Here is a 26,603-nt window from a genome sequence, read left to right on the forward strand (position 1 = left end):
GCTCGGTAAAGATGTCTCTAAATTGCAATACCAATATGGGACAAGTGCGGGACAGAGGGCTGCGAAGGCCCCACCACGCCTTGTCGCGCAAGGGACACACCGTTGTTAATGACTTGCGTCAAGGATTGCCACTATTGACGGAGCGAATCGTCGGGAGTAAACGCGTTTTAACTGCTGTTCGCGCAGATGTTGGGACGCCGAAGCTTTTGGGCGCGCAGGAAGGAGAGGGCGACGCCGCGCAGAAATGAAAAAGGGCGCCCGGTAAGCGCCCCGTAATACTACATAAACTACATTGCAGCCTTATTTCAGACTTCCCGAGAGAAACTGCTTCAGACGCTCACTCTTCGTGTTCCTGAACACTTCGTCCGGACGGCCTTCTTCTTCGACGCGTCCCTGATGCAGGAACATCACGTGATTCGACACGTTGCGCGCGAAGGCCATTTCGTGGGTGACGACGATCATCGTGCGGCCTTCCTCGGCGAGCGTCTGCATGACCTTCAGCACTTCGCCCACCAGTTCCGGGTCGAGCGCCGAAGTGGGCTCGTCGAACAGCATCACGTCGGGGTTCATCGTCAGCGCGCGGGCGATCGCCACACGCTGCTGCTGGCCGCCTGACAGATGCGACGGATACTGCTTCTCGAGACGCGGCGCGAGACCCACTTTCTCCAGATACGTACGGGCGCGATCCTCGGCTTCCTTACGCGGAATGCCGAGCACATGCAGCGGCGCTTCGATGATGTTCTCGAGCACCGTCATGTGCGTCCACAGGTTGAAGTGCTGGAACACCATGGATAGCTTGGTGCGCATCTTCTGCAACTGCTTCGGGTCCGACACGCGCAGCGCGCCGTGCTTGTCCTTCAGCGTGCGAATCTCCTGGCCTTCGACGAAGATGCGTCCGGCGTTCGGCTGCTCGAGAAAGTTGATGCAGCGGAGCATCGTGCTCTTGCCCGAGCCGGACGAGCCGATCACGCTGATTACGTCGCCGCGGTTCGCGCGCAGCGTGACGCCCTTGAGAACTTCATTGTCGCCGTACTGCTTGTGCAGGTTGTCGACGAAAAGCATTTGCGGTGTAGCTGGAGTGTTCATCGGGTTCCTTGACTTGCCTGGGTCGGCGCCTTACTTGCCTTGCGGGCGCAGATAAGCGAGCCAGCGGCGCTCGGCACGGCGGAACAGCCAGACGAGCCCAAAAGAAATGATCAGATAGAGCAGGGCGGCGATGCCGAACGCGTCGAACGAACGGTAGGTCGCCGAGTTGACGTCGCGCGCGATCTTCAGGATGTCGGGCACCGTCGCGGTGAAGGCGACCGTGGTGGCGTGCAGCATGAGGATCACTTCGTTGCTGTAGTACGGCAGCGCGCGGCGCAGCGCCGACGGCAGGATCACGCGGCGATACAGCGTGAACTGCGACATGCCATACGCGCGCGCGGCTTCGATCTCGCCGTACGGCGTCGCCTTGATCGCGCCCGCGAAGATCTCCGTCGTGTACGCGCAGGTGTTCAGCGTGAACGCGAGCAGCGTGCAATGCATACCGTCGCGGAAGAACGCGTTGGTCAGTTCGTTCGAGCGGATGATCTCGAGGCTATACAGACCCGTGTAGCAGAGCAACAGTTGCACGTACAACGGTGTGCCACGGAAGATATATGTATACAGCCAGACCAGGGTCGACAGCCACTTCCTCTTCGACACGCGCGCGACGGCGAGCGGCACCGACAGGCAGAAGCCAAGGCCAATGGAAATGACCAGCAGCCACAACGTGATGGTGACGCCCGTGAAGCGGTAGCCGTCTGTATACAGATAGTTGCGCCAGTATTGCTGGATCAGCTCGATCATAGGTCCGCCTTGCGCACGCCAGTCGAGTAGCGTTTTTCGAGGTACATCAGCACGAAGTTCGAGGCTGTCGTGATAAGCAGGTAGATGGCGCCCGCCATCAGCGTGAAGAAGAAGAACCGCAGCGTGCCCTTGCCGGCATCCTGCGCGGCCTTGACGACGTCCGCGAGGCCAATGATCGACACGAGCGCCGTCGCCTTGACCATCACCTGCCAGTTATTGCCGATGCCGGGCAGCGCGAAGCGCATCATCTGCGGGAACATAATCCGCGTGAATACCTGCCAGCCCGACATGCCGTACGCAGCGCCCGCTTCGAGCTGGCCGCGCGGCACGGCGAGAAACGCGCCGCGGAACGTCTCCGTGAAGTACGCGCCGTAGATGAAGCCGAGCACGGCGACGCCAGCGACGAATGGATCGATGTCGATCTGATCCCAGCCGAGCATGTCGGTGAGGTCGTTCAGCCAGATCTGGATACTGTAGAAGAGCAGCAGCATCAACACGAGATCGGGCACGCCGCGAATGAGCGTCGTGTAGACCGTGCCCGCGCCCTGTGTGATCCGGTTCCTCGACAGCTTCGCAGCCGCGCCGAGCAGACCGAGCACGAAAGCGAATGCGAGCGACAGGATTGCCAGCTTCACGGTCTGCACCGTGCCGGCAAAGATGATCGGGCCGTAGCCTTGAAAGAGCATAGTGGGTCCTTGACGACGCTCCCGAGCGCCGCGAAAGACGCGGCAATCCGTACGCTGCGGCGGATTGTCCGAAGGCGGATGCCTTCGATGTCTCCCGTGCGGCGCACAGCATGCCGCTGTGCGAATCATGACTGCCTGGCCATTACTACCTGGCTGGCCGGCAGCGCGTTTTCCTGCCTTGTTCTACTGCGTTGCTACTCTCGGTTCGACTTTATTACGAAGCACGTGGACCGGCCCATCCGGGCCAGCCCCGAGCTTTTGCCGCATCTGACGCGATGCGGCTGCTTTTCAGTGCCTGTTATCGGCTCTGATCAATATCGACGTCGAAATACTGCTTTTCGAGCTTCGTGAACGTGCCGTCCTGATGAACCTCGGCAAGCGCCTTGTTCAGCTTCGCCTTCAGCTCGCCGTCTTCCTTGCGCACGCCGATGGCCGTGCCTTCGCCGAGCGTCTTCGGGTCCTTCACTTCCGGGCCCGCCCACGCGAAATCCTTGCCGCGCGGCGTCTTCAGGAAGCCGGCGTCGGCCTGCAACTCGTCCTGCAGCGCGGCGTCGAGACGCCCCGTCGCCAGATCCGCGTAGACCTGATCCTGGTTCTGGTAAGGCACGATCGTCACGCCTTTCGGCTCCCAGTACGCCTTCGCGTACGCTTCCTGCGTCGAGCCCTGTTCGACGCCGACGTGCTTGCCTTTCAGGGATTCAACCGTCGGCAGCAGCGGCGAGCCCTTCTTCGCGATCATGCGCGCGGGGGCGTCGAACAGCCGGTCGGAGAAGTCGATCTGCTCGCGGCGCTTATCGGTCACGGTCAGCGACGACACGATGATGTCGAACTTCTTGCCCTTCAGCGCCGGAATGATGCCGTCGAGATCCTGCGGAATCCATACGCACCTGACGTTCATCTTCGCGCACAGCGCGCGGGTCAGATCGACGTCGAAACCGACCATCTGGCCGCTCGGCGCCACGGATTCGAACGGCGGATAGCTGGCGTCGACCCCGATACGCACGGTTTTCCATTCTTTTGCCATGGCCCCCGAAGCCATGACGGCGAGCGCCACGCACAGTGCGTACTTCTTCATGTTTCTCCTGACTTCCCGGTCGCCGCGTGCCTGCTTGCGGTGACGGCAGCCCGCGTGCGGCCGGCCGTCGCCATTCTAGGCGGACAAAAATAGGCTGCCCGTTCTGGCGGTGGATTGTTTTGGCCGGGAGGCCCGTTCCACGTCGCCCGATGGCGCTTTTACTCTGTCCGCTTCGCGCGCTCTGCGCCCGTTACCGTGCGATCCGGCCGAGCCCGCGTTGCCGGGCGCGCCGTCCGGACGCGGCACACGCGTCGACCGATTCCAAAAAGCGCGGTATTTTACCCGAACCCGCCCGCGGTGCCAGTCCTCGAAGCATGGAAAAAGCCCTTTGCCGCCAGAGAGATGCACGCGCGACGCGCCGTTGCGGCGTGCTGCCGCGCCTTCTTACAGCATCGCGGCGGCCGATGCAACGTGCATCGCGCGGCTCCCGGGCATTGCCATCATTTATGAAACGATCCGGTGCGGCGGCGCGGATTGTGCCTTGCGGGCGCAGCCCATACATTCCCGTCATCGGAAATTTTTCACGGGAGACCCAGATGATCAGGATTCGTCGTTCCGACGAGCGCGGCCACGCTAACCACGGCTGGCTGAACGCCAAACACAGCTTCTCGTTTGCCGATTACCACGATCCCGAGCACATGCACTTCGGTCCGCTGCGCGTGATCAACGAGGATCGGATCGCCGCTGGGCAGGGCTTCGGCACGCACGGGCATCGCGACATGGAGATCGTCACCTATGTGCTCGACGGCGCGTTGTCGCATCGCGACAGCCTCGGCAACGGCTCGACGATCCGTCCCGGCGACGTGCAGCGCATGAGCGCCGGCACGGGCGTGATGCACAGCGAGTTCAATGGATCGCAGGAAGACTCGCTGCATCTGCTGCAGATCTGGATCATCCCGAAACGCGCAGGCGACGCGCCGGGCTACGAGGAGAAGCGCTTCACCGATGCCGACAAGCGCGGGCGGCTGCGCGTCGTGGCGGCGCCGGACGGCCGCGACGGCGCGGTGACGATCCACGCCGATGCGTCGATCTACGCCGGTCTCTTCGACGGCGCGGAGCGTGACGAGCTTGCGCTCGCGGCGGGACGCCAGGCGTATGTGCATGTCGCGCGCGGCGCTGTGACGGTCAATGGCGAGGCGCTGAAGGCGGGCGACGCCGCGATGATCACCGATGCCGCGAGCGTCACGGTCGAAAACGGCGAGGGCGCGGAAGTGCTGCTGTTCGACCTCGGTCAGTTGCGTTGAGCGAGGCGGCGCTTTCGTTCATTTCGTTCATTAGTCTGTTGGTCAGCCAATGAAACAACGCCACGGAAGCTGCCTTCCGTGGCGTTTTGTTTTACGCGCGGTTTTATGCGCGTCACGCCCGGCGAAGGGCGTTCATCGGCACGCCGGCGCGCGCGAGGCAACGCGGCTGACCTCGCTTAAGGCTTCACCGCCGAAGCCGCTGCGTCGCTGTGATGCTTCTCCCAACGTTCGCGCATCTTCTGATGACGCTGCTCCATTTTCGCGAAGTGCTGCTTGAGCGCGGTGCTGACGGTGGTCTTCTGCTGGTCGTTCAGGCCGTTATAGAAGTTCAGCCATGCCGTCGACGTCTGCTCGCGCAGCTGCGCGTCCTTCTGCTCGATCTGCTGATGCGCGGCGTGCATCGCGTTCAGGTCGAGAATCGGTTGCTGCTGCATCTGCTTGAACTGCTGGCGCATCTGCTCATGGTTCGCGCGCTCGGCGTCATGGCTTTGCTTCATCGTGTCGAGTGCGGCTTGCCATGCCTTTTCCTGATCCGCGTTCAGTTTCAGTTGCCCGTGCAACTGGTTCAGTTCCTTCATGAAGCCGCCGTGGTGCCAGCCCGGGCCGCCATGGCCCATGCCGGGACCATCTTGGGGCTGCGCGGCGAACGCGGCCCCGAGACTCAATGCAAGCGATGCAGCGGCAACAGCGAGAAAGCGTGATGTTTTTTTGGACATTACTGTGCTCCTTGATCAACTAGCCGACGATGCCGCCCGTCTCGAAGGTGGACCAGCGCGCATTCGGTAAGGCACAGCGTAGAGGGATCGAATGCCCGTCGTGTTACGCGTATCCTTGCGGAAGTTACGTGACATTACGTGTGCCTTTCGCGGTAACACCCGGTAACCCTTTCGGGGTCAGTAGGGGCGGAAACGCAGCGGGGCGCGCGTTACACTTCAAACCATGGCTACTCAAATTCTGGTCGTCGATGACGACGTCGAACTGCGCGATCTGCTGCGCGACTATCTGGCCCGGCAAGGCATCGAAGTGTCGGTGCTGCACGACGCCAGTTCACTGGAGCGCCGCATCGAGCGCGAACGGCCCGATCTGATCGTGCTCGACCTGATGATGCCGGGCGTCGACGGGCTCACGGCGCTGCGCAAGCTGCGCGCGTCGGGCGACGATATCCCCGTCATCATGCTGACGGCGCGCGCGGACGACGTGGACCGCATCGTCGGCCTGGAACTCGGTGCGGACGATTACCTCGGCAAGCCGTTCAACCCGCGCGAGCTGCTGGCGCGCGTGCAGGCGGTGTTGCGCCGCCGCAAGACGCTGCCGTCGGCGGCTGCGCCCGAACAGCGCGAGCCGTTCTCGTTCGGCCGCTTCACGCTCGACTTCCAGTCGCGCACGCTGCATCAGGAAGGCAAGCCGCTCACGTTGTCGGGCAGCGAATTCGCGCTGCTGAAGATCTTCGTCAATCACCCCATGCGCACGCTCACGCGCGAGCGCCTGCTCGAACTGCTGCACGGTCCCGAATACGACGGCACCGACCGCGGCATCGACGTGCAGGTGTGGCGCCTGCGCCGCATTCTCGAAACCGATCCGTCCGTGCCGCGCTTCATTCAGACCGTACGCGGACGCGGATACGTGTTCGTCCCCGATGGCGAGCAACATGCGGCGTCCAATTGATTCGTTGTTCGGGCGGCTCGCGCTGCTCGTCGTCTGTGTGTTGCTGGTGTCGCATTTCGCGTGGTATCTGCTAGTGCGCTTCGAGCGCAACCAGTCGCAGACGCGCTATGCCGTCGAAGAGGCCGTGTTCCTCGTCGACGCGGTGCGCGACCACGTCAGGCGCGAGCCGGATCAGCCGCTGCCTTCGCGCGTGCGGCTCGTCGATCCCGCGAGTGCCGACGTCCCGCCCGACGTGTCGAATTTGCCCGCGCCGCTCGACCGTTTCGTCGACGATGTGCGCGACCGTCTGCCCACCTCGACGCAGGTGCGCGTCGGCACGCCGGGCAAGCCGCCCGCGCTGTGGGTTCGCGCGGCGAGCGATCCAAGCTGGATCGTCGTGCCCGTGCAGCCGTTGCGGCCGCCGCGCTCGCTCGACCGGATGGTCCTGTGGCTCGGCATTATTTTCTCGGCGGGCGTGATGGCGGCGCTCTTTGCCGCGTGGCAGCTGCAGCAGCCGTTGCGCTCGCTGGCGCAGGCGGTGACGCGCTTCGGGCGCGGCCTGCCCGTGCCGCCCGTGCGCGAGCGCGGCCCGCGTGAACTGCGGCAACTGACGCACGGCTTCAACCAGATGGTGCAGGAGGTCGCGCGTACCGAGCATGATCGCGCGGTCATGTTGGCGGGCGTCGCGCATGATCTGAAGACGCCGCTTGCGCGTCTGCGGCTGCGCGCCGAGATGATGGACGACGCGAAGACGCGCGACGGCGTCGTGCGCGACGTCGATTCGATGACGCATATCGTCGAGCAGTTTCTCGTGTTCGCGCACGACGGCGGCGACCGCAGCGAGCCCGTCGAAGTCGACGCGCAGTGCGAGCGCGTGGTGCGCAGCTATCGCGCGGTGTCGGGCGGCGCGCCGACGGTGCAGACGGATCTACGCGCCGGCCCGGGCTTTATGCTGCCCGCCGCCACGCTCGATCGCATCCTGTCCAACCTGCTCGACAACGCGCATGCGTACGGCGCACCGCCCGTCACCGTCGCGACGGCGCGCACGTCGCAAGGCTTCACGCTGTCGGTCACGGACAACGGCAGCGGCATCGCCGCGCAGGATCTGATCAACGCGAGCCGGCCGTTCGTGCGGCTCGATCCGGCGCGTGGCGGCAATGGCCACAGCGGCCTGGGCCTTGCGATCGTCGAGCGGCTCGTGCGGCGTGCGGGCGGCGAATGGCAGATCGGCAACAATGATGCGCCAAACGGCGGCCGGGGCTTGCGCGTGCAGATGACGTTCCCGCTGGAAGCGGTGTCGCGCACGGTGGCGGCGTCGGAAATCGTCTGGTGAGTGTGATGCGCCGCGCGCTTGGGCTGCGCGGCATTCAGAAACGGGCCTGGGGCTGAGTTGGCGCTGAGGGATTGCGAAGGCCCCGTCCATACCGTTCGATCAGACAGGCAGCATGCCTATTCGGTGAAGAGCGTGTTGAGCGCGGCGGCGGCTTCGCTGTCCACGGTATTCCAGGTCACCGTATCCGCCTCGAAGATGTAGTGTGTCGTGTACTTGCCAAGACGCGCGAGGATTTCTTCCTGTATCACTTCGGGCGCTACCTCCAGCTTCAGATACCACGCGGTCGAAGACAGGCGCGTCTGAAACGCGCCGTACTCTGCGAGCAGATGATCGAAGGCGTCAGCGTCCTGATCGCGGCAGACGATGACCAGATTTCCCTTCATGCGAACCTCCGGGGGAGCGTAAAGCGGTGATCACAACTTTCGGATGAAAGTCGATGATACCTGCTTAAGCTCCGCTTGCCCGGCGGCTTCGACATACGCGATGCAGTGCGCATCACTGACCGGTCAGAGAGCGTTTCGCCTGCTTACCGGGCTTCACCAAACTCTATGAGCGGGCGTCACCAGGCATTGGCGGGCGTGCGCGTGGGCGGCGCGGTATCGTCGGGCGGCACGGCCTCGCTGCGGTCGCGTCCGCCCTGTTTCGCGGCATAGAGCGCCTGGTCGGCGCGGCTGATGATGCGCTCGGGCAGATCTTCCGCCGACAGTTCGGTAATGCCGATACTCACGCTCAAGCCGACCGACTGCGGCAGCTTCGCCGACGGCGTCGCCTTCAGGCGCACGCGCAGGCGCTCGACCACTTCGAGGCCGGTGCCGAGCGGCGTCGACGGCAGCAGAATGCCGAATTCCTCGCCGCCCAGCCGGCCGATTGCGTCGCTGCCGCGCAGCTCGGCGCGGCAGGTATCGACGAAGTGTTCGAGCGCGCGGTCGCCGGCAGCGTGGCCGAAACGGTCGTTGATCTGCTTGAAGTGATCGAGGTCGGCGATCGCCATGCACAGCGGCTCCCCCGTCGCGCGCGCGCGGTCGATCTCATGGCGCAGCAGATCGAGGAAATAGCGGCGCGACAGCGCGCCCGTCAGCGCGTCGTGACGGGCTTCCGCGGACAGCAGCGTGTTCGCCGACTGCAGTTGCTCGGCCAGCACGCGGGTTGCGCGGTGATGACGCCGCTCGCGCAAATACGACACGGTAATCACCCAGGCGAGCGCCACCGTGCCCGCGAGCGTCAGGAACACCAGCAGATGATCACGCTTGTGATTGCGCATCAGCTCGGGCCACGCGACGAGCGGATCGACGAGATGCGCGGAGAGACCCGAGTTCAATCCGCCGCGCGACTGGTAGAGCGTCGGAATCGGCTGGCCGGGCATGTCGAACAGCTGATCGGCGATCGCCGTCGGCACCCACGGCGCGTCGCTGCGCACCTGGCTCTTGACGGGCTGGATCTGGATGGTTGCGAACTGGTCGCGATGATAGGTGCCCATGCGCTCGACCGCGTTCATCTGCGTGACGCGCGAGTTCGGCATGGCCTGGCCTTCGAGCGCCGCATTGTGCGCCATGATGACCACGCCGTTGTCGTCGGTGACGAAGGTGCCGGCGTGCGCGACCCAGTGGCGCAGCCGCGCGATGCCGACCTTGGCGACGATCGCGCCTACCAGCAGGCCGTCGTCGTAGACGGGCGCCGAGATGAAGATGCCCGGCTCGCCGCTCATGCGGCCCACGCCGTAGGCCTCGCCGAACGCGCCGAGCAGGGCGTTGGTCAGGTAGCTGCGCGAGCGCATGTCGAGCCCGACGAACGAATGCGCGTTTTGCGCGTTGCTCGCCGCGACGCACAGCCCGTTCGCGTTGACCAGCCAGATGATGTCGAGGCCCGAGAAGCCCTGGGCGTCGCGCAGGAAGCCGTCGATGCCCGCCAGTTCGGGCGACTTCAGCAGTTCTTCGCGATGGGCGGGTTCCAGGTCGACGCCTGACGCGGCATAATTCTGCGAGTGCGTCAGCGCCTGCTGGATCACGCCGAGTTCGGCCATGGTGGCGGGTATCGCCCGCGACATCGCCAGGTCGCTGGCGATCACTTCGGCCATGTTGTAGACGATCGAGGCGGACATTTGCCGCTGCTGGCGCAAGGCGGTATCCAGTTCTTGCTGTACCATCCGGTCCGCGACCAGGCCGGAGGCGAACCAGCATGCGAGCACGACCAGTACGAAACTGGCCGGTCCCAATGCCTGGCGCAAGGTTGTCCTTTTCATCGACCCTCTGATCCGTCTGACTGATTCATGCAACAACGTCTTTCGTTGCAACGCGCTGGCGCTGGGCCGTTCCTGCCAATTTTCACCGTGCACCGCACGGAGCCAGGATAAATGCGCCGCGCCGCCGTCCTCGTCGCCGTCGGCCAGCAGGTTTCGCCGCCTCCCGATTTTAACCGCCGCGCGGCCCGGCGCTAGCCAGGATTTGCGCGCGCGAAAGTCCCGTGTGGGGTATTAACGGCCTCCGGCGGGACTTTCTGAATAGCGGCACGGCCGTCGGATTGTGGCTAGCACGCGACGGTTCGCCCGAAGCGGGGCGCAAAGCCGGCCTGTTGATGCACGCGGCCTGCCGCTTACAGAGCCATTCCGTTAACCATTCAGCGTGACATTTGAGTGTCAACGGTTGTTTCTGTCACACAGGTTGTAGTAGTGTCGTGCCGTCCAAAATGAGGAAAGCTCGCTGGCCTGCCGGCGGCGGCCCGCGCAACACGATTGCGCCGGCCGTAAGTGCAGGCCCGCACGGGGCGCCGCGCGATGTATCCGTCGCCGGCCAATGCGTATTGAACGCCAACGATTTACCGCGCATTAGCGTTTTGCCATGCCTGATTTCCGCTTTCCGGATCGATCCTCGGACCGTCGCGCCGCCGCCAGCCATGCCGGCGCGCGCGTAGCCATCATGGCTGGCGGCATGTTTGCATTCCGCCGCGAAAGGAGGGCCGCCTGATGGATCTGTTCAGCTTCACCCTGAACCGCACCGCCAACGCGTCGGCGTGGCGGGTGCTGCCCAATCGTTGGGATTTCATTGCGTTTCCGCTCATCATCTGCGTGATCGCAATGGCCGTGGTCGGTTTCCACGAGACGATGGCGCCCATCTCGACGCTGCAAAGCGAGCCGATCTCGCTCGACCCCGCGAACCTGCCTGAGTACGCGCTGCGTACCACGCTGCGCATGCTCGCCGCGATGGTCGCGTCGCTGACCTTCACGCTGGTCTACGGAACGCTTGCCGCGAAGAGCCGGCGCGCGGGCCAGGTGCTGGTGCCGATTCTCGACATCCTGCAGTCGGTGCCCGTGCTCGGCTACATCTCGTTCACGGTGACGTTCTTCCTCGCGCTCTTTCCGTCGCGGGTGCTGGGCGCCGAACTGGCCGCGATCTTCGCGATCTTCACGAGCCAGGCGTGGAACATGACCTTCAGCTTCTACCAGTCGCTGCGCACCGTGCCGCGCGATCTGGACGAGGTGTCGAAGGGCTTCCATCTGACGTCGTGGCAGCGCTTCTGGAAGCTCGAAGTGCCGTTCTCGATGCCGGGCCTCATCTGGAACATGATGATGTCGATGTCGGGTGGCTGGTTCTTCGTGGTTGCCTCCGAGGCCATCACGGTCGGCAATCACAGCATCACGTTGCCGGGCATCGGCGCGTATCTGGCGGCGGCGATCTCCGAGAAGAACCTGCACGCAATCGGCTGGGTGATCCTGACCATGACGGTCGTGATTCTCGCGTACGACCAGCTCCTGTTCCGTCCGCTCGTCGCGTGGTCCGACAAGTTCCGCATGGAGAACACGAGTTCCGGCGACGCGCCGGAATCGTGGCTGCTCGACCTGATCCGCCGCACGCGGCTGATTCACCGCCTGCTCGTCCCCATCGGCTGGATGTTCGCGAAGGCCGCGCGCGTGCCGATCCGCTGGCCGCGCGTCGGGCCCGTGAAGTTCGCCAAGCCGGCCGTGCTCAAGCCGTCCAGAACGGGCGACATCGTGTGGGCCGTGATCGTCGTGCTGGCGACGGCATTCGTCGTGTATCGCGTCGTCGCGTATGTGCGCACGGGCGTGACGCTCGATGAAGTCGGCCATGTGTTCGTGCTCGGCCTCATCACGCTGCTGCGGGTGACGGTGCTGATCGCGCTCGCGTCGGTGGTGTGGCTGCCCATCGGCGTGCTGATCGGGCTGCGCCCCTCGCTTGCCGAGAAGATCCAGCCGGTCGCACAGTTCCTCGCGGCGTTCCCGGCGAACCTGCTGTTCCCCGTCTTCGTGATCGTGATCGTCAAGTTCAATCTGAACCCGGACATCTGGCTGTCGCCGCTGATCGTGCTCGGCACGCAGTGGTATATCCTGTTCAACGTGATTGCGGGCGCGAGCGCCTATCCGAACGACTATAAGGAAGCCGCGAAGAATTTCCGCATCCGCGGCTGGCAATGGTGGCGCCAGGTCATGCTGCCGGGCGTGTTCCCGTACTACGTGACGGGCGCGATCACCGCCTCGGGCGGCGCGTGGAACGCGAGCATCGTCGCGGAAGCCGTGCAGTGGGGCGATACCAAACTCGCTGCGCACGGGCTCGGCGCGTATATCGCGCAGTACACGGCCGCGGGCGACTATCCGAAGATCATTCTGGGCATCGCGGTGATGTCCCTGTTCGTGTCCCTCTTCAATCGCGCGTTGTGGCGTCCGCTGTACGCCTACGCCGAAAGCCGCCTGCGGCTCGATTGAGATTCATTGAAGGCATAACGCGATGCAAAATCCGAAGACCGTAACCGCCGCGCCGATCCAGACGCCGCCGATGCCGCCGCGCCTCGGTGAAGAAATCCTGCGCGTCAAGGACGTGTGCCGCGGGTTCAACAAGACCCAGGGCGAACTGCTGGTGCTCGACGACGCCAATCTGTCGTTGCGCGAAGGGGAGATCGTCGGGCTGCTCGGCCGCTCGGGCTCGGGCAAGTCGACGCTGCTGCGTATCATCGCCGGCCTGATCGAGCCGACGGGCGGCGAAGTCACCTACATGGGCAAGCCGCTCAAAGGGCCCGCCGACGGCGTCGCGATGGTGTTCCAGACCTTCGCGCTGTTTCCGTGGCTGACCGTGCTGCAGAACGTGGAAGCGGGTCTCGAGGCGCTCGGGGTCGGTGCGCGTGCGCGCCGTGAACGCGCGCTTGCGGCGATCGACCTGATCGGTCTCGACGGCTTCGAGAACGCGTATCCGCGCGAGCTGTCGGGCGGCATGCGCCAGCGCGTCGGCTTTGCGCGCGCGCTGGTCGTCGATCCGACGCTGCTGCTGATGGACGAACCGTTCTCCGCGCTCGACGTGCTGACGGCCGAGACGCTGCGTACCGACCTGCTCGATTTGTGGACGCAAGGGCGCATGCCGATCAAGTCGGTGCTGATCGTCACGCACAACATCGAGGAAGCCGTGTTCATGTGCGACCGCATCCTCGTGCTGTCGTCGAATCCGGGCCGCGTGATCGCCGAGATCAAGGTGCCGTTCAAGCATCCGCGCAACCGTCTGGACCCGGCGTTCCGCAAGCTCGTGGACGACATCTACGCGAAGATGACTGCGCGTCAGACAGATGAGAAAACGAAGAAGGGCCTGGAGCTGCACAGCTGGCTGCCGCATGTGTCGACCAACCTGATGGCGGGTCTGATCGAAACGCTCGCGGCCGCGCCGTATCACGGCCGTGCGGACATGCCGGAAATCGCGCGCTCGCTGCATCTGGAGGTGGACGACCTGTTCCCGATCGCCGAAGTGCTGCAGCATCTCGGCTTCGCCGACGTGCGCGAAGGCGATATTTTCCTGACGCCGCCCGCGCGCGTGTTCGCCGAGTTCGGCACGCAGGAGCGCAAGCTGATGTTCGCCGACCATCTGCTCAAGCACGTGCCGCTCGCGGCGCGAATCAAGAAAGTCCTGAACGAGCGCCCGGGGCACCGCGCGCCGCGCGTGCGCTTCGAGCAGGAACTGGAAGACTTTCTGTCGGACAGCGCTGCTGAAGAAACGCTCGACGCCGTTATCAACTGGGGTCGTTATGCCGAGATCTTCTCGTACAACGACCAGACGGAAATTTTCAGCCTCGAGGACGTCGAGTCCTGACGGCAGCGCGCGATTTGCGTGAGCGAAGAAAGAAGGGGAGCCAAGCGGCTCCCCTTTGTTTTGGTCCCGATGCTCTGCGCTACGAGCAGCGTTACTGCAGATTGCCCCAGCGCTCGACAGCCGGTTCCGCCGACGCCCATTTCCAGTAACCCTTGTTGTCCTGCTGGCAGGCGCTCGCCATGTACCAGTCGACCTTCGCATCGGCCTTGTCGCCGTCGATGACCGAGAACACGAACTCCTTGCAGATCGCGAGCGACGACGCGAACGCGCGTGTCACGCGCACCTGGCCGTGGCCGTTCTCGATGGGCATCGTGTGCTTGACGCTCCAGTCGCGCGTCTCGCCGACGGGCATCGCGCCCGCCAGCGCCGCGATCACGTTCTGCTGATCCGAGTGCATCACGCGCATATAGCGCGCGACGGCCTCATCGGTGGCGGCCTGCACGGCAATGCCGACGCCGATGCCCACAGCGGGATTCGCGGTGAAGATGCCTGTCGCGGCGCCGGCCCCCGCGCCAGCCGCCGCACCGACAGAAGCCGAACTGCAGCCGCTGACGATCGCGCCCGCGCCGAAGCACAGCGCGCCGACGAGCGCGAGCCGCACAGCCGTCGCCGCCCGCAGGCTTCCGGTTGACGGCCGCGCGCTCATTGCAGCGAGCCCCAGCGCTCCGTCGCGGGCTCGGCTGATGCCCACTTCCACGCCGTGCCGTCACGGCAGATCGACGCGACATAGAACGCGCTCGACGCGGGCACGTTCTGCGTCGCGGTTTTATCGACGGAGAAGACAATCTCCTTGCAGTCGAGTTCGCCCGCGCTGATCGAGCGGCTGACAGTCACGCGGCCATGCTCGTCTTCTTCGAGCGGCACCGAATGCGTGATGCTCCACGGCGCGACCGCGCCGACCGCGAGCGGGCCGGCGACCACGGCGATGCTGTCCTGGGTGTTGCGATGGATCACGCGTTCGGAGTACTGCACGCCTGCGCGTGCCGCGGCAACGGCGCCAAGGCCGATACCTGTGGCGACGGCGGCGTTGTTCGTTACTTTCCCGGCAATGGCTGCGCCTGCGATACCGGCGCCCGCCGTTGCACCTTCCGCGTAGAGCGATCCGCATCCGCTCAATGTCGTGGTGACGGTGACGGCGACGGCCAGGGCCGCAATCAGCGTGGCGCTCGGGAAGATCGATCGCCGCATGGCGCTGGGCTGCGCGGCGTGTTTGTCACGGTGCATTGCTTTTTGCATTTCTTCGTCATCGCTCCTGCTCGTGCCTTCGACGCGTGGAGCGCGCCAGCGCGAAGGCAGATACATCTGATTTTTTCGCTGCGGCATTGTGCAGGATGCGTTTTGTAATTGGCATAGGGAAAATGCAAGCAATTGCAAAAGATGCTGCGTGGCCGGGGTCTTTCTGTTTGGCGTGACGAGCAGTTGGCATGCCTGAGCAAGGCATGGGCACGGCTGGCGCGAGCGCTTGCGCGTAGCGCGGCTCGATCGAAGAAGCGACGCGGCTTCACTGGAAGCCGCGAACACGAGTGGAGAAAATGCCGGGAGGAAGGGCTTATTGAAACCGCAAAAAACCGCAAAATCGATCAGCGCGCAATTGGCTGTGCGCGTCGCTGCGAATCAGTTGTCGTCGTGATTCGACTCTTCGTCGCCGTAGGTGCTGAGCCGGTTGTACAGCGTCTTGAGACTCACGCCGAGCGCTTTCGCCGCGCGCCGCTTGTCGCCGCCGCAATACTTGAGCGTGCCGAGAATGATCTGCTTCTGGGCATCGGCGAGCGGCGTGCCGATCCACACGCTCATCGAGTCGCCAACTGTCACGGGTTTCTTCACGCGCGACATCAGATGCGGATGCGGCAACTCCACCGCCTTCTCGGCCAGAATGAACGCGCGATACACCGCGTTCTTCAGCTCGCGCACGTTACCGGGCCACGACCAGGTGCGCAGCGTTTCCATCGAACGCTTGCTGAACACCTTGTTCGTGCCTTCCTGCCGGTTGAGTTCGTTGAGGAAATGCACCGCCAGCAGTTCGCGGTCGCCTTCGCGCTCGCGCAGCGGCGGCGCGCGCAGCGGGAACACGGCGAGCCGGTACATCAGGTCTTCGCGCAGGCCGTTTTCTTTCACCGCCACGGCGGGGTCGCGATTGGTCGCGGCGATCACGCGCACGTCGCCGCGAATCAGCTCGGTGCCGCCGACGCGATAGAACGTGCCCGTCTCCAGCGCGCGCAGCAGTTTCACCTGCCGCACGGGCGCCATTTCGGTGACTTCGTCGAGAAACAGCGTGCCGCCGTTCGCATGCTCGAAGTAGCCGATGCGGCCCTGGACCGCGCCCGTGAAGCTGCCTTTTTCATGGCCGAACAGTTCGGCTTCGATCAGTTCATCGGGTATCGCGCCGCAGTTGACGGCGACGAACGCGCCGCCCTTGCGCGCGCTATGGTCGTGAATCGTGCGGGCGATCAGCTCCTTGCCCGTGCCCGATTCGCCGATGATGAGCGCGGTCGCATCGGTTGCGGCCACGCGGTCGATCTGGTCGTAGAGATCCAGCATGATGGGCGATGAGCCGTACAGCGTGCCGTACGACCTCAGTCCCGGGACGTTTTCCGCCGTGCGTTGCTTCGCCGGAGACGCACCGCCGCCATCGGCTTCGGTGGCGGGCGAGTCCAGATCGGTTGACGACATAGGCAAGGGTGTCCTGTGCAATTTCGGGTGGGTGTCGTGAATGGCGCAGGCCAGTATCGAGAGCGTGGATTGCCTCGTAAGAGTGGTCCACTATCTCACAAAAGGCAATTTAACCACTCACGCGCCATTTCCGGCAAGGCGCATGCAAGTTTGGCGTTCGCTGGCAGTTCGCAAATGTTAACGTACGATCGACACGCGTTGCCGGCAAAAGTTGCACGCCGCGCGATGCGCGTCGGCAACTTTGTCTGCATCGCGCGTGGCTGCGCGCGGTCTTCGGGTGCGCCGCGTTTTGCGGAACTCGATGGGTATCCGTGGATCGCACGAGGATGCCGGGAACGACCGTTGCGACGGACAGGAGATGGCGCATGACACCGGAACCGCCCGTCGAGAGACGGGACAAATCCGGTCCCCGCGCCGGAACAGGAGATTGCAATGACGGAAATCACTGAACAGCTCGCGTTGGGCCGACAAAAACTTGTCCAGGATCTCAACGTGCTGTTAGCCGATTCAGAAGAAATGCTGCGGCTCGCGGCAGCCGTGCCGGGCGAAGGCCTCGACGCGCTGCGTGAGCGGCTACGCACGCACGTCGATTCCGTGCAAAACGCGCTCGCCGACGCGCAGACCTCGGCGCAGCGGCGCTACCGCAGCGCCACCGTCCAGACTGAGCGATACGTGCGCCAGAATCCGTGGCAGTCGCTGGGCATCGCGGCCGGTGTCGGCTTCGTGCTCGGCATGCTCGCCGCGCGCTGAGCGCGCTAATCCGGCATGGCGGCCGCGTGGCCGCGCCATTTCCATTCACGACAACAAGGAGTTCAACATGGCACGCCCCAAGATCGGCATATTCGGCGCCGTGTTCGCCGTGGGCAGCGTACTGGCATGGCGCTGGGTGCAAAAGCAGCGCGCCGCGCAGCAACCGCTCGCGCGCGATCTGACGCGCTGGGAAGGCGAGGGCGGCGCCGTGACGGAGCCGGCGCAACCCGCGCCGGGAGCGCCGGGCGCGCAGGTCGCGCCCACGCCCGCCAAGCATCTGCGTAACGGCAATGGCGCGGATCACGGCGACGCTTGGCCCTTTCCGCGCAGCTAAACCGGCACTGACGCGCACGGCGGAACGCGATTTAACACGACCGTGCGCCGCGTCATATGCGGGCTGATTTTTTTCGACCTGAGGCCTTATAATGAGCAAAAAGCACAACAATAAGTGCTTTTTATAGCAGAATTTGCGGTAATTGTTGCGCAGATGCATTGATTCGGAAAGTTTTTCCGGTTGAGGCGTCCGTCGCTGCTATGCAAGCGTATGCTTGAAAATCGCAGCGCGCGGGCGCTTTCGTCGTTCGCAACTTTCCGGCAAGACGCAGGCTGCGCGTATCCATGACCAGCACTTACGAGCTTTCCATACGCGATGCCACATGTATTGATTGTCGATGACGATCCGAGTACCCGCGAAGCGCTGGCGGCCATCATCGCGGAAGACGGGCTGACCACGGCGACGGCGGGCGATCTGCGCGAGGCCCGCATCCAGCTGGTGCGGCAAACGCCTGACGTCGTGTTCACCGATCTGAAGCTGCCCGATGGCTCGGGCGTCGATCTGTTCGAGGATCTCGATCCGCGCTCGGGCGTGGAATTCGTCGTGATCACGGGGCATGCGACGGTCGAGTCGGCTGTGAGCGCGCTGAAGATGGGCGCCGCCGATTACCTCGTGAAGCCGATCAACATGCAGCGCGTGAAGGCCATCTTGAGCCGCCTGCCGCGCGCGGGCGACCTGAAGGCCGAAATCGGCACGCTGCGCGGCGAGTTGCGGCGCATGGGCCGTTTCGGGCTGATGCTCGGCAATTCGCCCATCATGCAGCAGGTGTACGACCAGATCAGCCGTGTCGCGCCCACGGCTGCTTCCGTGATGCTGGTCGGCGAATCGGGCACGGGCAAGGAAGTCGCCGCGCAGACGCTGCATCAGTTGAGCTTGCGTCGCAAGCACGCGTTTCTTGCGGTCAATTGCGGCGCGATCTCGCCGAACCTGATCGAATCGGAGATGTTCGGCCACGAGCGCGGCGCATTCACGGGCGCCGACCGTCAACATAAAGGCTATTTCGAACGCGCGAACGGCGGCACGCTGTTCCTCGACGAAATCACCGAAATGCCGATCGAGTTGCAGGTAAAGCTGCTGCGTGTGCTGGAGACGGGCATGTTCATGCGCGTCGGCACGACGAAGGAAATCGAAACCGACGTGCGCCTGATCGCTGCGACGAACCGCGATCCGGAGCAGGCCGTACTCGAAGGCAAGCTGCGCCTCGATCTGTATCACCGTCTGAACGTGTTCCCGATCAGCCTGCCGCCGTTGCGCGAGCGCGGCAAGGATGTCGAGCTGCTCGCGCAGGCGTTCCTCGACGATCTCAACGAGCAGCACACTACGAAGAAGCACTTCCCGCCCGCGGTGAAGGAGATGCTGCTGTCGTATCCGTGGCCCGGCAACGTGCGCGAATTGAAGAACTACGTGCAGCGCGCACACATCATGGCGGGCACGGATTCGGACAGTACGGCCACGGTGCCGCTGCAGATTTCGCTGTCGAAGCCGACGGCGGGCACGGCGATCACGATTCCGTTCGGCACGTCGCTCGCCGAGGCCGATCGTCAGCTGATTCTGGCGACGCTCGAACAGTGCGGCGGCGTGAAGACGCGTGCCGCCGAGATTCTCGGCATCAGCCTGAAGACGCTGTATAACCGGCTCGTCGAATACGGCAACGATGCCGGACGTGCCGACGGCGACGACGTCAGCGACGAGCCGCAGGCGCTCGGCAAGGCGGACGCGTGAGCGCGTCGGTGAAATAACCGGACTTGCCGCTGTCCGCCACGGCGGACAGCGGCATCAACGGCACATGCCTTGCTGATTTGCGTTCAACAGTCGACCGCGCACCAGGCGACGACGACATCGAACGAAAACAGGGAGCCAAACCATGCCGGAGCATGACGCCGTCCACGATATCTACGCGCACCGTCCCGAACCCAACACGCCGCCCGAGCCGAACGAGCCGGATACTATACCCGACCCGACGCGCGAACCCGTCGAACCCGATACACCGCCGATCGGCGATCCGCCGTCGCAACCTTCGCAGACACCTCATACGATTGCCCGCATGACGCTGCTGCCGGAGTTCTGACCCCGGGCTTCAAACAGCAGCGACCACCCGAATGGACGCACGCGGATTTGGCGCATTGACGCAATTGACGGGCCCGCCCCCTGTACGCGTTACAAAACCGCCGAACTTTTTACCGGCAATTTACGTTCATCGGCCTAGACTAAGGTGATGCGTCCCGGGCAAACCCTGTCCGGGTACTGGCCTTCCCCTGGAGGCGTCCATCATGAGACATCCCGCATTGCGGCGCTCTGCGCGTCATTCGAAGCGCGACCAGCGCCCAGCCGGCGGCTCGGGCAATCCACCCGTAGGACCGGACCCGGCGCAGCAGAATCGCCCGGCGCCCGGCGCACCGCCAGACGGGGATCACAACCAGGGCGGCACGCGTCAGGAAGGGCTGGAATACCAGCGCGACCTGGGCTCCGAGCAGGACGCCTGAAGTCACTTTTTCGGCTTGTTCCGGCCGGATCGTCGAGCGAAAAATCTGCTGCGCGCGTGCCCAGGCGCAGCTAGTTTTTGCTCGTCTGTCACATTTGCATACATTTTTATTCCGTCTTTTCGCGTATGGCGGCATAGGACTTGCATGCCGTAAATCGGAGTATCACCGCATGTACAGTCAACTGAATGAGGTGGAGCCGCAATGAGCAGATTGATCGTCGTTTCAAACCGCGTCGCGCCGACTCAGGAAGGACGCCCCGCAGCGGGCGGTCTCGCAATCGGAGTGCTGGACGCCCTGAAGGAAACGGGAGGAGTGTGGTTCGGCTGGAGCGGCGAGACCGTCGCCGAGTCGGCGCCGCCCGTCATCGAGAAACAGGGCAACGTGACCTACGCCACCGTGGGGCTGACCAAGCGCGACTACGACCAGTACTACCGCGGTTTCTCGAATTCGACGCTATGGCCGACCTTCCACTATCGCAATGATCTGTCGCGCTACGACCGCCAGGAATATGCCGGCTATCTGCGGGTGAACGTGACGCTCGCGAAGCAGTTGAAGGAATTGCTCAAGCCCGACGACATCATCTGGGTTCACGACTATCACCTGTTGCCGTTCGCGCGCTGCCTGCGCGATCTGGGCGTAAAGAATCCGATCGGCTTCTTCCTGCATATTCCGTTTCCCGTGCCGGAGGTGATGCGTACCGTGCCGCCGCACGAGGAACTCGTGAAGTGCATGTGCAGCTATGACGTGGTCGGTTTTCAGACGGACGCGGACCGGCAGTCGTTCGTCGATTACATCGAGCGCGGCCATCACGGCACGTCGAGCGACGAGAACATGATTCACGCATACGGCCGGTTCCTGAAGGTGGGCGCGTATCCGATCGGCATCTATCCCGATGCGATCGCCAAGGCCGCCGAGCAGTTCACCGACCGCAAGCCAGTGCGTAGCCTGCGCGACGGCATGCGCGGCCGCAAGCTGATCATGAGCGTGGACCGGCTCGATTATTCGAAAGGGCTGGTCGAGCGCTTCCAGGCATTCGAGCGTCTGTTGCAGAGCGCGCCCGGCTGGCATGGCCGCGTGTCGCTCGTGCAGATCGCACCGCCGACCCGCGCCGATGTGCAGACGTACCAGCGCATTCGGCAGACGCTGGAAGGCGAGGCGGGGCGCATCAACGGCCGCTTCGCGCAGCTGGACTGGACGCCTATCCAGTACCTGAACCGCAAGTACGAACGCAATCTGCTGATGGCGCTGTTCCGTCAGTCGCACGTCGGCTATGTGACGCCGCTGCGCGACGGGATGAACCTCGTTGCAAAGGAATACGTCGCGTCGCAGGACCCGGCCGATCCCGGCGTGCTGGTGCTCTCGCAATTCGCGGGCGCGGCCGAGCAGTTGCCCGGCGCGCTAGTCGTCAATCCGTTCGATCTGTCGCAGATGGCCGAGGCATTGGAGCGCGCGCTGTCGATGCCGCTCGCCGAGCGCCAGGCGCGTCACGCGGACATGATGGCGCCGCTGCGCGAGAACAATCTGTCGGTATGGCGCGATACGTTCCTTGCCGATTTGCGGAATGTCGCGACGGCGTCGTCGGTGACGGAGAAGGCCGTCAAGCGCGCGGACGTCACGGTCTGAAAGCGCGTGAGATGGGTGAGATTGCGCGGCCTCGCGGGACGCGCAGGTTCACGAACGGCAGCCCTTGCAGGCGGCCGTTTTCGTTTCCGGTCAAGCGTTTCCGAACCGTCGAGCCCGTCACTCCTGCTGCTGGTTCAGCTCGGTGAGCGGCACGGGCGTCTGACGCGGATCGAAATCCGCCCATTTGCCGCGTTGCCAGTGACCGGTCGCGCGCTCGATATCGGCGCCGCCCGCCTCGCGCAGGATGCGCGCCGCATTCATCTGATTTTCCGGGCTCACATGCACGGCGACGAGCACGCCCGAATTGCGCATCTCGTGATGCACGACGTCGTGATGTTCGTGCGGTCCACTGCGCGCCTGGATCATCTTGCCCACCACCAACCCGAGATACGCACCGACGCCCGCCGCGATCACGACGACGGGCATCGACGCCGAAAAGGCGGTGAACACCGCTACACCGATCACGGCGCCTGCGACGGCGCCGATCGTCACCGCGCGGTGATGGCGAGGGTGCGTCGGCGGCGGCGCGGAGGAGATCGTGGGTGGGGCGGCAGCGTGTTCGTCTAGCGGATGGCGCGCGTGCTGGCCGCGCGGATTGACGAAAAACAGCGTGACGTCTTCACCGGGAAAGCCGTTGTCGAAGAGCGTTTGTGCGGCGTCTTCGGCGGCGGGGAAAGTGGTGAAACGTCCAGCGACGATGAGTGAAATGGTGCCCCCTATCGTTCAAAGGCCGAGGTTCAAAGGCCAGAGCGAAACCCGCACCGGACGTCGTGACGGACGTCGGCGGTTGAAGGCTTCGTCTACAAGAATAGGCCGAAAGCGGGGCGTTGGAAGGTATGCGTTACGCGGCCGTTGGCGCGCTGTGCCGCACACGCATCGTGCTGACGAGCGCGCCCGCGCCCGCGAAGCACGCCGCCACGTAGAGCGTGAGCACGGGGCCGTGCTGCGGCGCGATGCCGAAGATCAGCGCGACGAGCGCCGAGCCGAGCGTTTGTCCCGTCAGGCGCGCGGTGCCGAGCATGCCGCTCGCCCCGCCGCTGCGGTGGCGCGGCGCCGCCGACAGCATCGTCCGGTTGTTGGGCGACTGGAAAATGCCGAAGCCCGCGCCGCACAGCGCCATGCGCCACACGATATCGAACGCTGTGGGGTGCGCGCCGAGCGTCGCGAGCAGCAACAGACCGAGGGCCAGCGTCGCGAGCCCTAGGCCGCCGAGCCAGCCCGCCGAGATCCGGTCCGACAGCACGCCCGACAGCGGCGCCGCGCCGACGATCACGAGCGGCCACGGCGTCATCAGCAGTCCTGTCTCGACCTGGGACAGGCCCAGATTGTTTTGCAGCAGGAACGGCAGCGACACGAACGCGAGCATTTGCGCGCAGAACGAGCACACCGACGTGCCCACCGATAACGCGAAGATGGGAATGCGCAACAGATCGACGGGCAACAGCGGCGCGGACTGCGTGAGCTGCCGCCGCACGAAGAAGTAGCCGATCACGATCGCACCGATCAATTCGGCGGCGACAAAGCCGTAGCGCTCGCCGTGACCGAAGCCATCGACGGCGAAGATCAGAAGCCCGAACACGAACGCGTTCATCACGGCGCTCGGATAGTCGTACGGCGACGGATGTCCTTCGTTGCGCGGCAGCGCGCGCCAGCCCACTGCGATGGCGGCAATGCCGATCGGCACGTTGATCGCGAAGAGCCACGGCCACGCCGCGACGGCGAGTACGGCGGATGCCACCGTCGGCCCGACGGCGGACGAGACGGCGACCACCATCGCGTTGATCGCGACGCCACGTCCGAGCTGCGCGGGCGGATAGATCATCCGCACGAGCGCAGTGTTGACGCTCATGATGCCTGCCGCGCCGAAGCCCTGGATCACGCGGGCGAGCGCGAGCGTCGGCAGCGACGTGGCGAGCGCGCAGCCGAGCGACGCGATCGTGAACAGCACCAGCCCGCCCATATAGACGCGCCGGTAGCCGATGCGATCGCCCAGCGACGACAGCGGCAGCAGCGAAATTGTCACCGACAGCTGATACGCGTTGACGACCCAGATCGAACTCGCGGCGCTCGCGCGCAGGTTTCGCGCGATGGTCGGCAGCGCGACGTTGGCGATTGCGCTGTCGAGTACGGCGAGCGTGATGCCCAGCGCGACGACGAGAATTGCCCAGTAGCGCTGCGGGATCGGCAGGCCCAGTTCGGGTTCCGGCGCGGCGGCGGGAGAAGGAGCAGCGGGGTTGGAAGCGCCCGATGGATGGCGGTTGTCGGTCGACGAAGAAGCTTGCATTGTGTTGTTGTGATGAGCGGCGAGGCGGTCGATGCCCGCCGGCAGTCGAGTCCAGGAGTGTGCTTCCTGTTGTCGCGACAGCGGTCGTGACAGCTGGCAACCGCTTCGGCCCGGCATGACACGCGTATCGCGTGGCGGCCATGCCGGGCCGCAGAGATCGGAGCGCCGCCGTTACTTCAGTTCGTACAGGCCCGTGTACGTGGCCGAATCGATTTCGTTCAGATGCGTCATGTAGCGCGCGACGGCGTTCGTCGTGTCGGCGGTGAGCGGCAGGCTCGCCACCTTCAGCGCATGAACGCGGAAGATGAAGCGATGCGGCTTGTCGCCGCGCGTCGGCGCCGCGCCGCCGAACCCGACCGAGCCGTAGTCGTTGCGAAACTGCAGCGCGCCCGCCGGCAACAGGCTGCCGTCGGCTTTGCCTGCGTTGCGCGGCAGCGAGCGTGCATCGGCGGGAATGTTGACGACGACCCAGTGCCAGAAACCGCTGCCCGTGGGCGCGTCGGGATCGTAGACGGTGAGCGCCAGGCTTTGCGTGTCGGCGGGCGGCGCGTCCCATTGCAGCGCGGGCGACACGTTCTCGCCATCGCCAGAGACGCCGAACGATTTGTCGTTCATCTCCTGCGCCTTCGGCATAAAGCCGTTCGCGGGGAAGTCGTCCGACCAGATTCGAAAATCAGCCATCATGCGCCTCCTTCAGTGGATGGTTCCAGGATAGGCGGGAGCCGTTGAAAGACCGCTCGGAAGATAGCCTGGAGACTCCCAGTTAGCTAATCGAGTGTAGCACCGGCATCTTGCAAAATTCGCCGCGTCGCTTGAAGACGCAACCTCATGCGCGTTCTTCATGCAGCGGCGCATCGCCGTGCAGCCAGTCGATCAGCCGCTGCAATACGCCGTCGATGTCCCGGTTCGCGCCGCGCAAGGCGCATTCCCACACCGTCGCGACGCGCCAGCCGGCTTCGAGCAGCGCGGCTTGCGCCTTCGCATCGTTGGCGCGATTGCGGCCGATCTTGTCGCGCCAGAACTCCGGGCGCGTCTGCGGCCATTTGAAGAGATGACAGTCGTGACCGTGCCAGAAGCAGCCGTGCACGAAGATCACTGCGTGATAGCGCGGCAACACGATGTCGGGGCGTCCGGGCAGATCGCGCGCGTCGAGCCGGAAGCGGAAGCCGCGCCGATGCAGCAGGCTGCGGATCAGGATTTCAGGTTTCGTGTTGCGGCCGCGAATGCCGGACATCATCCGGCTGCGCGTGGCCGCGTCGACGATATCGACCATCAGTGCGCGAGCTCCGCCGCGCTTTCCTCCTGCGCCGCGTGCGTGAGCGCGCGCACATGCGGCAGCATGATGCGCGCGACTTCGCGCATCACGGGCACCACGACGCTATTGCCGAACTGACGGTACGCCTGGGTATCGCTGACGGGGATGCGGTACGTGTCGGGAAAGCCCATCAGCCGCGCGCACTCGCGCGGCGTCAGACGGCGCGGGCGCTTTTTCTCGCCCTGATAGACGAGAATCTCCGAGCCATCCTTGTGATAGCGCGCCGACAGCGTGCGCGTCACGCTTTGCGGATACGCTATTCCAAAGCCGAAGCCATTGCCCGCCGCGCGATGCTTCTCCGCGTAGTTCTGCAGGTAGGTCCAGAGCTTGGGCGTCAGCGTGTATTTGGGCTGCACCTGACGCGCGGCGTGATCGAAGAAGCGGTCGCCGTCCCACGGCAGGACGGGCTCGCTACCATCCGTCCGATGCAGGATCGACGCGAGCCGCGGACCTTCTTCCGGCAGGCGCAGATCGTCCCAGGAGAACGATGTCTTGCCGCGAAAGCCGACGATGATGATCCGCTCGCGATGCTGCGGCGTGAAATGCGCGCCGTCGATCACACGGTAATGCACCTCGTAGCCGAGCTCGTCGCGCAGTGTCTGAAGGATCACGTCGAACGTGCGGCCCTTGTCGTGCGACAGCAGGTTCTTCACGTTCTCGAGCAGAAACGCGGTCGGGCGGCGCGTGGCGATAATGCGCGCGACATCGAAGAACAGCGTGCCCTGCGTCGCGCATTCGAAACCGTGCGGCCGGCCGAGCGCATTCTTCTTGCTGACGCCGGCGATCGAAAACGGCTGACACGGAAAGCCGCCTAGCAGAATGTCGTGCTCGGGGACGGCTTCGGCGGGAAACGTGACGATGTCGCCGATCAGCGCGTGCTGCGTGGCGCCGTCGCGGAAATTCTCCTGATACGTTTTCTGCGAGAAGTCGTTCCACTCGCTGGTGAACACGCATTGTCCGCCGTGCGCCTCGAAGCCCATGCGGATGCCGCCGATGCCGGCGAACAGATCGATGATGCGTGTGCTCGTTCCGTTGCCTGCATGCGCGCCGGCGTTGCGCGCGGTGGCGGGATACAGCATCGCGTGCAGTGCCGGTTCGAGCATCGCGGGGCAGGGCGTTTCGCCTTTTTCCCAGCGACGCACCGTCTTGATGTCCTTGCCGACATGCGCGGCGATTTCTTTTTGTGTGAAGCGGGTGCGCGCCTGCTTCAGCAGGTCAAGCGGTGAAGCCTGAGTCACAGGAATCCTTGCTG

Annotated in this window: 26 protein-coding genes; 11 read left to right on the top strand and 15 right to left on the bottom strand. The window is 64.4% G+C overall.

What is annotated here, in order from left to right; genetic code table 11:
* Positions 1-300: 300 nt before the first annotated feature.
* The 4 genes from SB822_RS39635 to SB822_RS39650 form a co-directional block, all read right to left on the bottom strand.
* Positions 301-1,086 (bottom strand): ABC transporter ATP-binding protein, encoded by a 786-nt coding sequence (locus SB822_RS39635; RefSeq protein ID WP_079486269.1) that lies wholly within the window; start codon positions 1,084-1,086, stop codon positions 301-303.
* A gap of 30 nt (positions 1,087-1,116) precedes the next feature.
* Positions 1,117-1,830 (bottom strand): ABC transporter permease, encoded by a 714-nt coding sequence (locus SB822_RS39640; protein WP_007587949.1) that lies wholly within the window; start codon positions 1,828-1,830, stop codon positions 1,117-1,119.
* Complete coding sequence (locus tag SB822_RS39645) at positions 1,827-2,516, bottom strand: ABC transporter permease (protein ID WP_007744406.1); 690 nt, start codon at positions 2,514-2,516, stop codon at positions 1,827-1,829. The genes SB822_RS39640 and SB822_RS39645 overlap by 4 nt, the downstream gene beginning before the upstream one ends.
* A 298-nt stretch (positions 2,517-2,814) precedes the next feature.
* A complete protein-coding gene (locus SB822_RS39650) occupies positions 2,815-3,591 on the bottom strand; it encodes an ABC transporter substrate-binding protein (RefSeq protein ID WP_007587941.1) in 777 nt (258 codons plus the stop codon).
* A 536-nt stretch (positions 3,592-4,127) separates the two neighbouring features.
* Between SB822_RS39650 and SB822_RS39655 the strand changes: the two genes are divergently transcribed.
* Positions 4,128-4,835 carry a pirin family protein gene (locus tag SB822_RS39655; protein WP_007744404.1) on the top strand — a complete coding sequence of 236 codons (708 nt, stop codon included), beginning with the start codon at positions 4,128-4,130 and terminating at the stop codon, positions 4,833-4,835.
* A 176-nt stretch (positions 4,836-5,011) separates the two neighbouring features.
* On the opposite strand, the gene SB822_RS39660 is transcribed toward SB822_RS39655, so the two are convergent.
* Positions 5,012-5,551 (bottom strand): periplasmic heavy metal sensor, encoded by a 540-nt coding sequence (locus SB822_RS39660; protein WP_007744397.1) that lies wholly within the window; start codon positions 5,549-5,551, stop codon positions 5,012-5,014.
* A 223-nt stretch (positions 5,552-5,774) separates the two neighbouring features.
* Here SB822_RS39660 and SB822_RS39665 point away from each other — a divergent pair, with 223 nt between their 5' ends.
* Complete coding sequence (locus SB822_RS39665; RefSeq protein WP_007587938.1) at positions 5,775-6,500, top strand: response regulator; 726 nt, start codon at positions 5,775-5,777, stop codon at positions 6,498-6,500.
* A complete protein-coding gene (locus tag SB822_RS39670) occupies positions 6,484-7,812 on the top strand; it encodes an ATP-binding protein (protein ID WP_007587937.1) in 1,329 nt (442 codons plus the stop codon). Before SB822_RS39665 ends, SB822_RS39670 begins: the two co-directional genes overlap by 17 nt.
* Before the next feature lie 116 nt (positions 7,813-7,928).
* Here the strand turns inward: SB822_RS39670 and SB822_RS39675 are convergent, their stop codons facing one another.
* Entirely contained in the window at positions 7,929-8,195 is a 267-nt protein-coding gene (locus tag SB822_RS39675) for a hypothetical protein (RefSeq protein ID WP_007587935.1), read from the bottom strand.
* Positions 8,196-8,371: 176 nt separating this feature from the next.
* Positions 8,372-10,051: a sensor domain-containing diguanylate cyclase gene (locus tag SB822_RS39680; protein ID WP_079486263.1), complete on the bottom strand. Its 1,680-nt coding sequence runs from the start codon at positions 10,049-10,051 to the stop codon at positions 8,372-8,374.
* Between the two features lie 720 nt (positions 10,052-10,771).
* On the opposite strand from SB822_RS39680, the gene SB822_RS39685 reads away from it, so the two are divergent.
* A complete protein-coding gene (locus SB822_RS39685) occupies positions 10,772-12,526 on the top strand; it encodes an ABC transporter permease (RefSeq protein WP_007587933.1) in 1,755 nt (584 codons plus the stop codon).
* A 22-nt stretch (positions 12,527-12,548) separates the two neighbouring features.
* Positions 12,549-13,892: an AAA-associated domain-containing protein gene (locus SB822_RS39690; RefSeq protein ID WP_007587932.1), complete on the top strand. Its 1,344-nt coding sequence runs from the start codon at positions 12,549-12,551 to the stop codon at positions 13,890-13,892.
* Positions 13,893-13,983: 91 nt separating this feature from the next.
* Here SB822_RS39690 and SB822_RS39695 read toward each other — a convergent pair whose 3' ends face one another.
* The 3 genes from SB822_RS39695 to SB822_RS39705 form a co-directional block, all read right to left on the bottom strand.
* Entirely contained in the window at positions 13,984-14,538 is a 555-nt protein-coding gene (locus SB822_RS39695) for a hypothetical protein (protein WP_410857209.1), read from the bottom strand.
* Positions 14,535-15,116, bottom strand: coding sequence for a hypothetical protein (locus SB822_RS39700; protein ID WP_410857210.1), 582 nt, complete (start codon positions 15,114-15,116; stop codon positions 14,535-14,537). Before SB822_RS39700 ends, SB822_RS39695 begins: the two co-directional genes overlap by 4 nt.
* A gap of 390 nt (positions 15,117-15,506) precedes the next feature.
* Positions 15,507-16,562, bottom strand: coding sequence for a sigma-54 interaction domain-containing protein (locus SB822_RS39705; RefSeq protein ID WP_410857211.1), 1,056 nt, complete (start codon positions 16,560-16,562; stop codon positions 15,507-15,509).
* 432 nt (positions 16,563-16,994) lie between these two features.
* Between SB822_RS39705 and SB822_RS39710 the strand changes: the two genes are divergently transcribed.
* The 6 genes from SB822_RS39710 (at position 16,995) to otsA (ending at position 21,752) form a co-directional block, all read left to right on the top strand.
* Positions 16,995-17,312 (top strand): YqjD family protein, encoded by a 318-nt coding sequence (locus SB822_RS39710; protein WP_410857212.1) that lies wholly within the window; start codon positions 16,995-16,997, stop codon positions 17,310-17,312.
* A gap of 67 nt (positions 17,313-17,379) precedes the next feature.
* Positions 17,380-17,646: a hypothetical protein gene (locus tag SB822_RS39715; protein ID WP_007744382.1), complete on the top strand. Its 267-nt coding sequence runs from the start codon at positions 17,380-17,382 to the stop codon at positions 17,644-17,646.
* A gap of 315 nt (positions 17,647-17,961) precedes the next feature.
* Positions 17,962-19,368 carry a sigma-54-dependent transcriptional regulator gene (locus SB822_RS39720; RefSeq protein WP_180728478.1) on the top strand — a complete coding sequence of 469 codons (1,407 nt, stop codon included), beginning with the start codon at positions 17,962-17,964 and terminating at the stop codon, positions 19,366-19,368.
* A gap of 142 nt (positions 19,369-19,510) precedes the next feature.
* Positions 19,511-19,714: a hypothetical protein gene (locus SB822_RS39725; RefSeq protein ID WP_079499109.1), complete on the top strand. Its 204-nt coding sequence runs from the start codon at positions 19,511-19,513 to the stop codon at positions 19,712-19,714.
* 202 nt (positions 19,715-19,916) lie between these two features.
* Positions 19,917-20,129, top strand: coding sequence for a hypothetical protein (locus SB822_RS39730; protein WP_007587923.1), 213 nt, complete (start codon positions 19,917-19,919; stop codon positions 20,127-20,129).
* Between the two features lie 201 nt (positions 20,130-20,330).
* Positions 20,331-21,752, top strand: a complete 1,422-nt coding sequence (otsA, locus tag SB822_RS39735; RefSeq protein WP_007587922.1) for an alpha,alpha-trehalose-phosphate synthase (UDP-forming) — start codon at positions 20,331-20,333, stop codon at positions 21,750-21,752.
* A gap of 117 nt (positions 21,753-21,869) precedes the next feature.
* Here the strand turns inward: otsA and SB822_RS39740 are convergent, their stop codons facing one another.
* The 5 genes from SB822_RS39740 to dcm form a co-directional block, all read right to left on the bottom strand.
* Complete coding sequence (locus tag SB822_RS39740) at positions 21,870-22,460, bottom strand: hypothetical protein (RefSeq protein ID WP_410857225.1); 591 nt, start codon at positions 22,458-22,460, stop codon at positions 21,870-21,872.
* A gap of 133 nt (positions 22,461-22,593) precedes the next feature.
* Positions 22,594-24,036: an MFS transporter gene (locus tag SB822_RS39745; protein WP_410857213.1), complete on the bottom strand. Its 1,443-nt coding sequence runs from the start codon at positions 24,034-24,036 to the stop codon at positions 22,594-22,596.
* 171 nt (positions 24,037-24,207) lie between these two features.
* A complete protein-coding gene (locus tag SB822_RS39750) occupies positions 24,208-24,717 on the bottom strand; it encodes a YbhB/YbcL family Raf kinase inhibitor-like protein (protein WP_248554750.1) in 510 nt (169 codons plus the stop codon).
* Positions 24,718-24,862: 145 nt separating this feature from the next.
* Positions 24,863-25,309 (bottom strand): very short patch repair endonuclease, encoded by a 447-nt coding sequence (locus tag SB822_RS39755; RefSeq protein WP_410857214.1) that lies wholly within the window; start codon positions 25,307-25,309, stop codon positions 24,863-24,865.
* Entirely contained in the window at positions 25,309-26,589 is a 1,281-nt protein-coding gene (gene dcm, locus SB822_RS39760; RefSeq protein WP_410857215.1) for a DNA (cytosine-5-)-methyltransferase, read from the bottom strand. The genes SB822_RS39755 and dcm overlap by 1 nt, the downstream gene beginning before the upstream one ends.
* Positions 26,590-26,603 lie beyond the last annotated feature (14 nt).

Origin of the sequence: Paraburkholderia sp. SIMBA_054, assembly GCF_046534875.1 — a bacterium.
GTDB lineage: Bacteria > Pseudomonadota > Gammaproteobacteria > Burkholderiales > Burkholderiaceae > Paraburkholderia > Paraburkholderia hospita.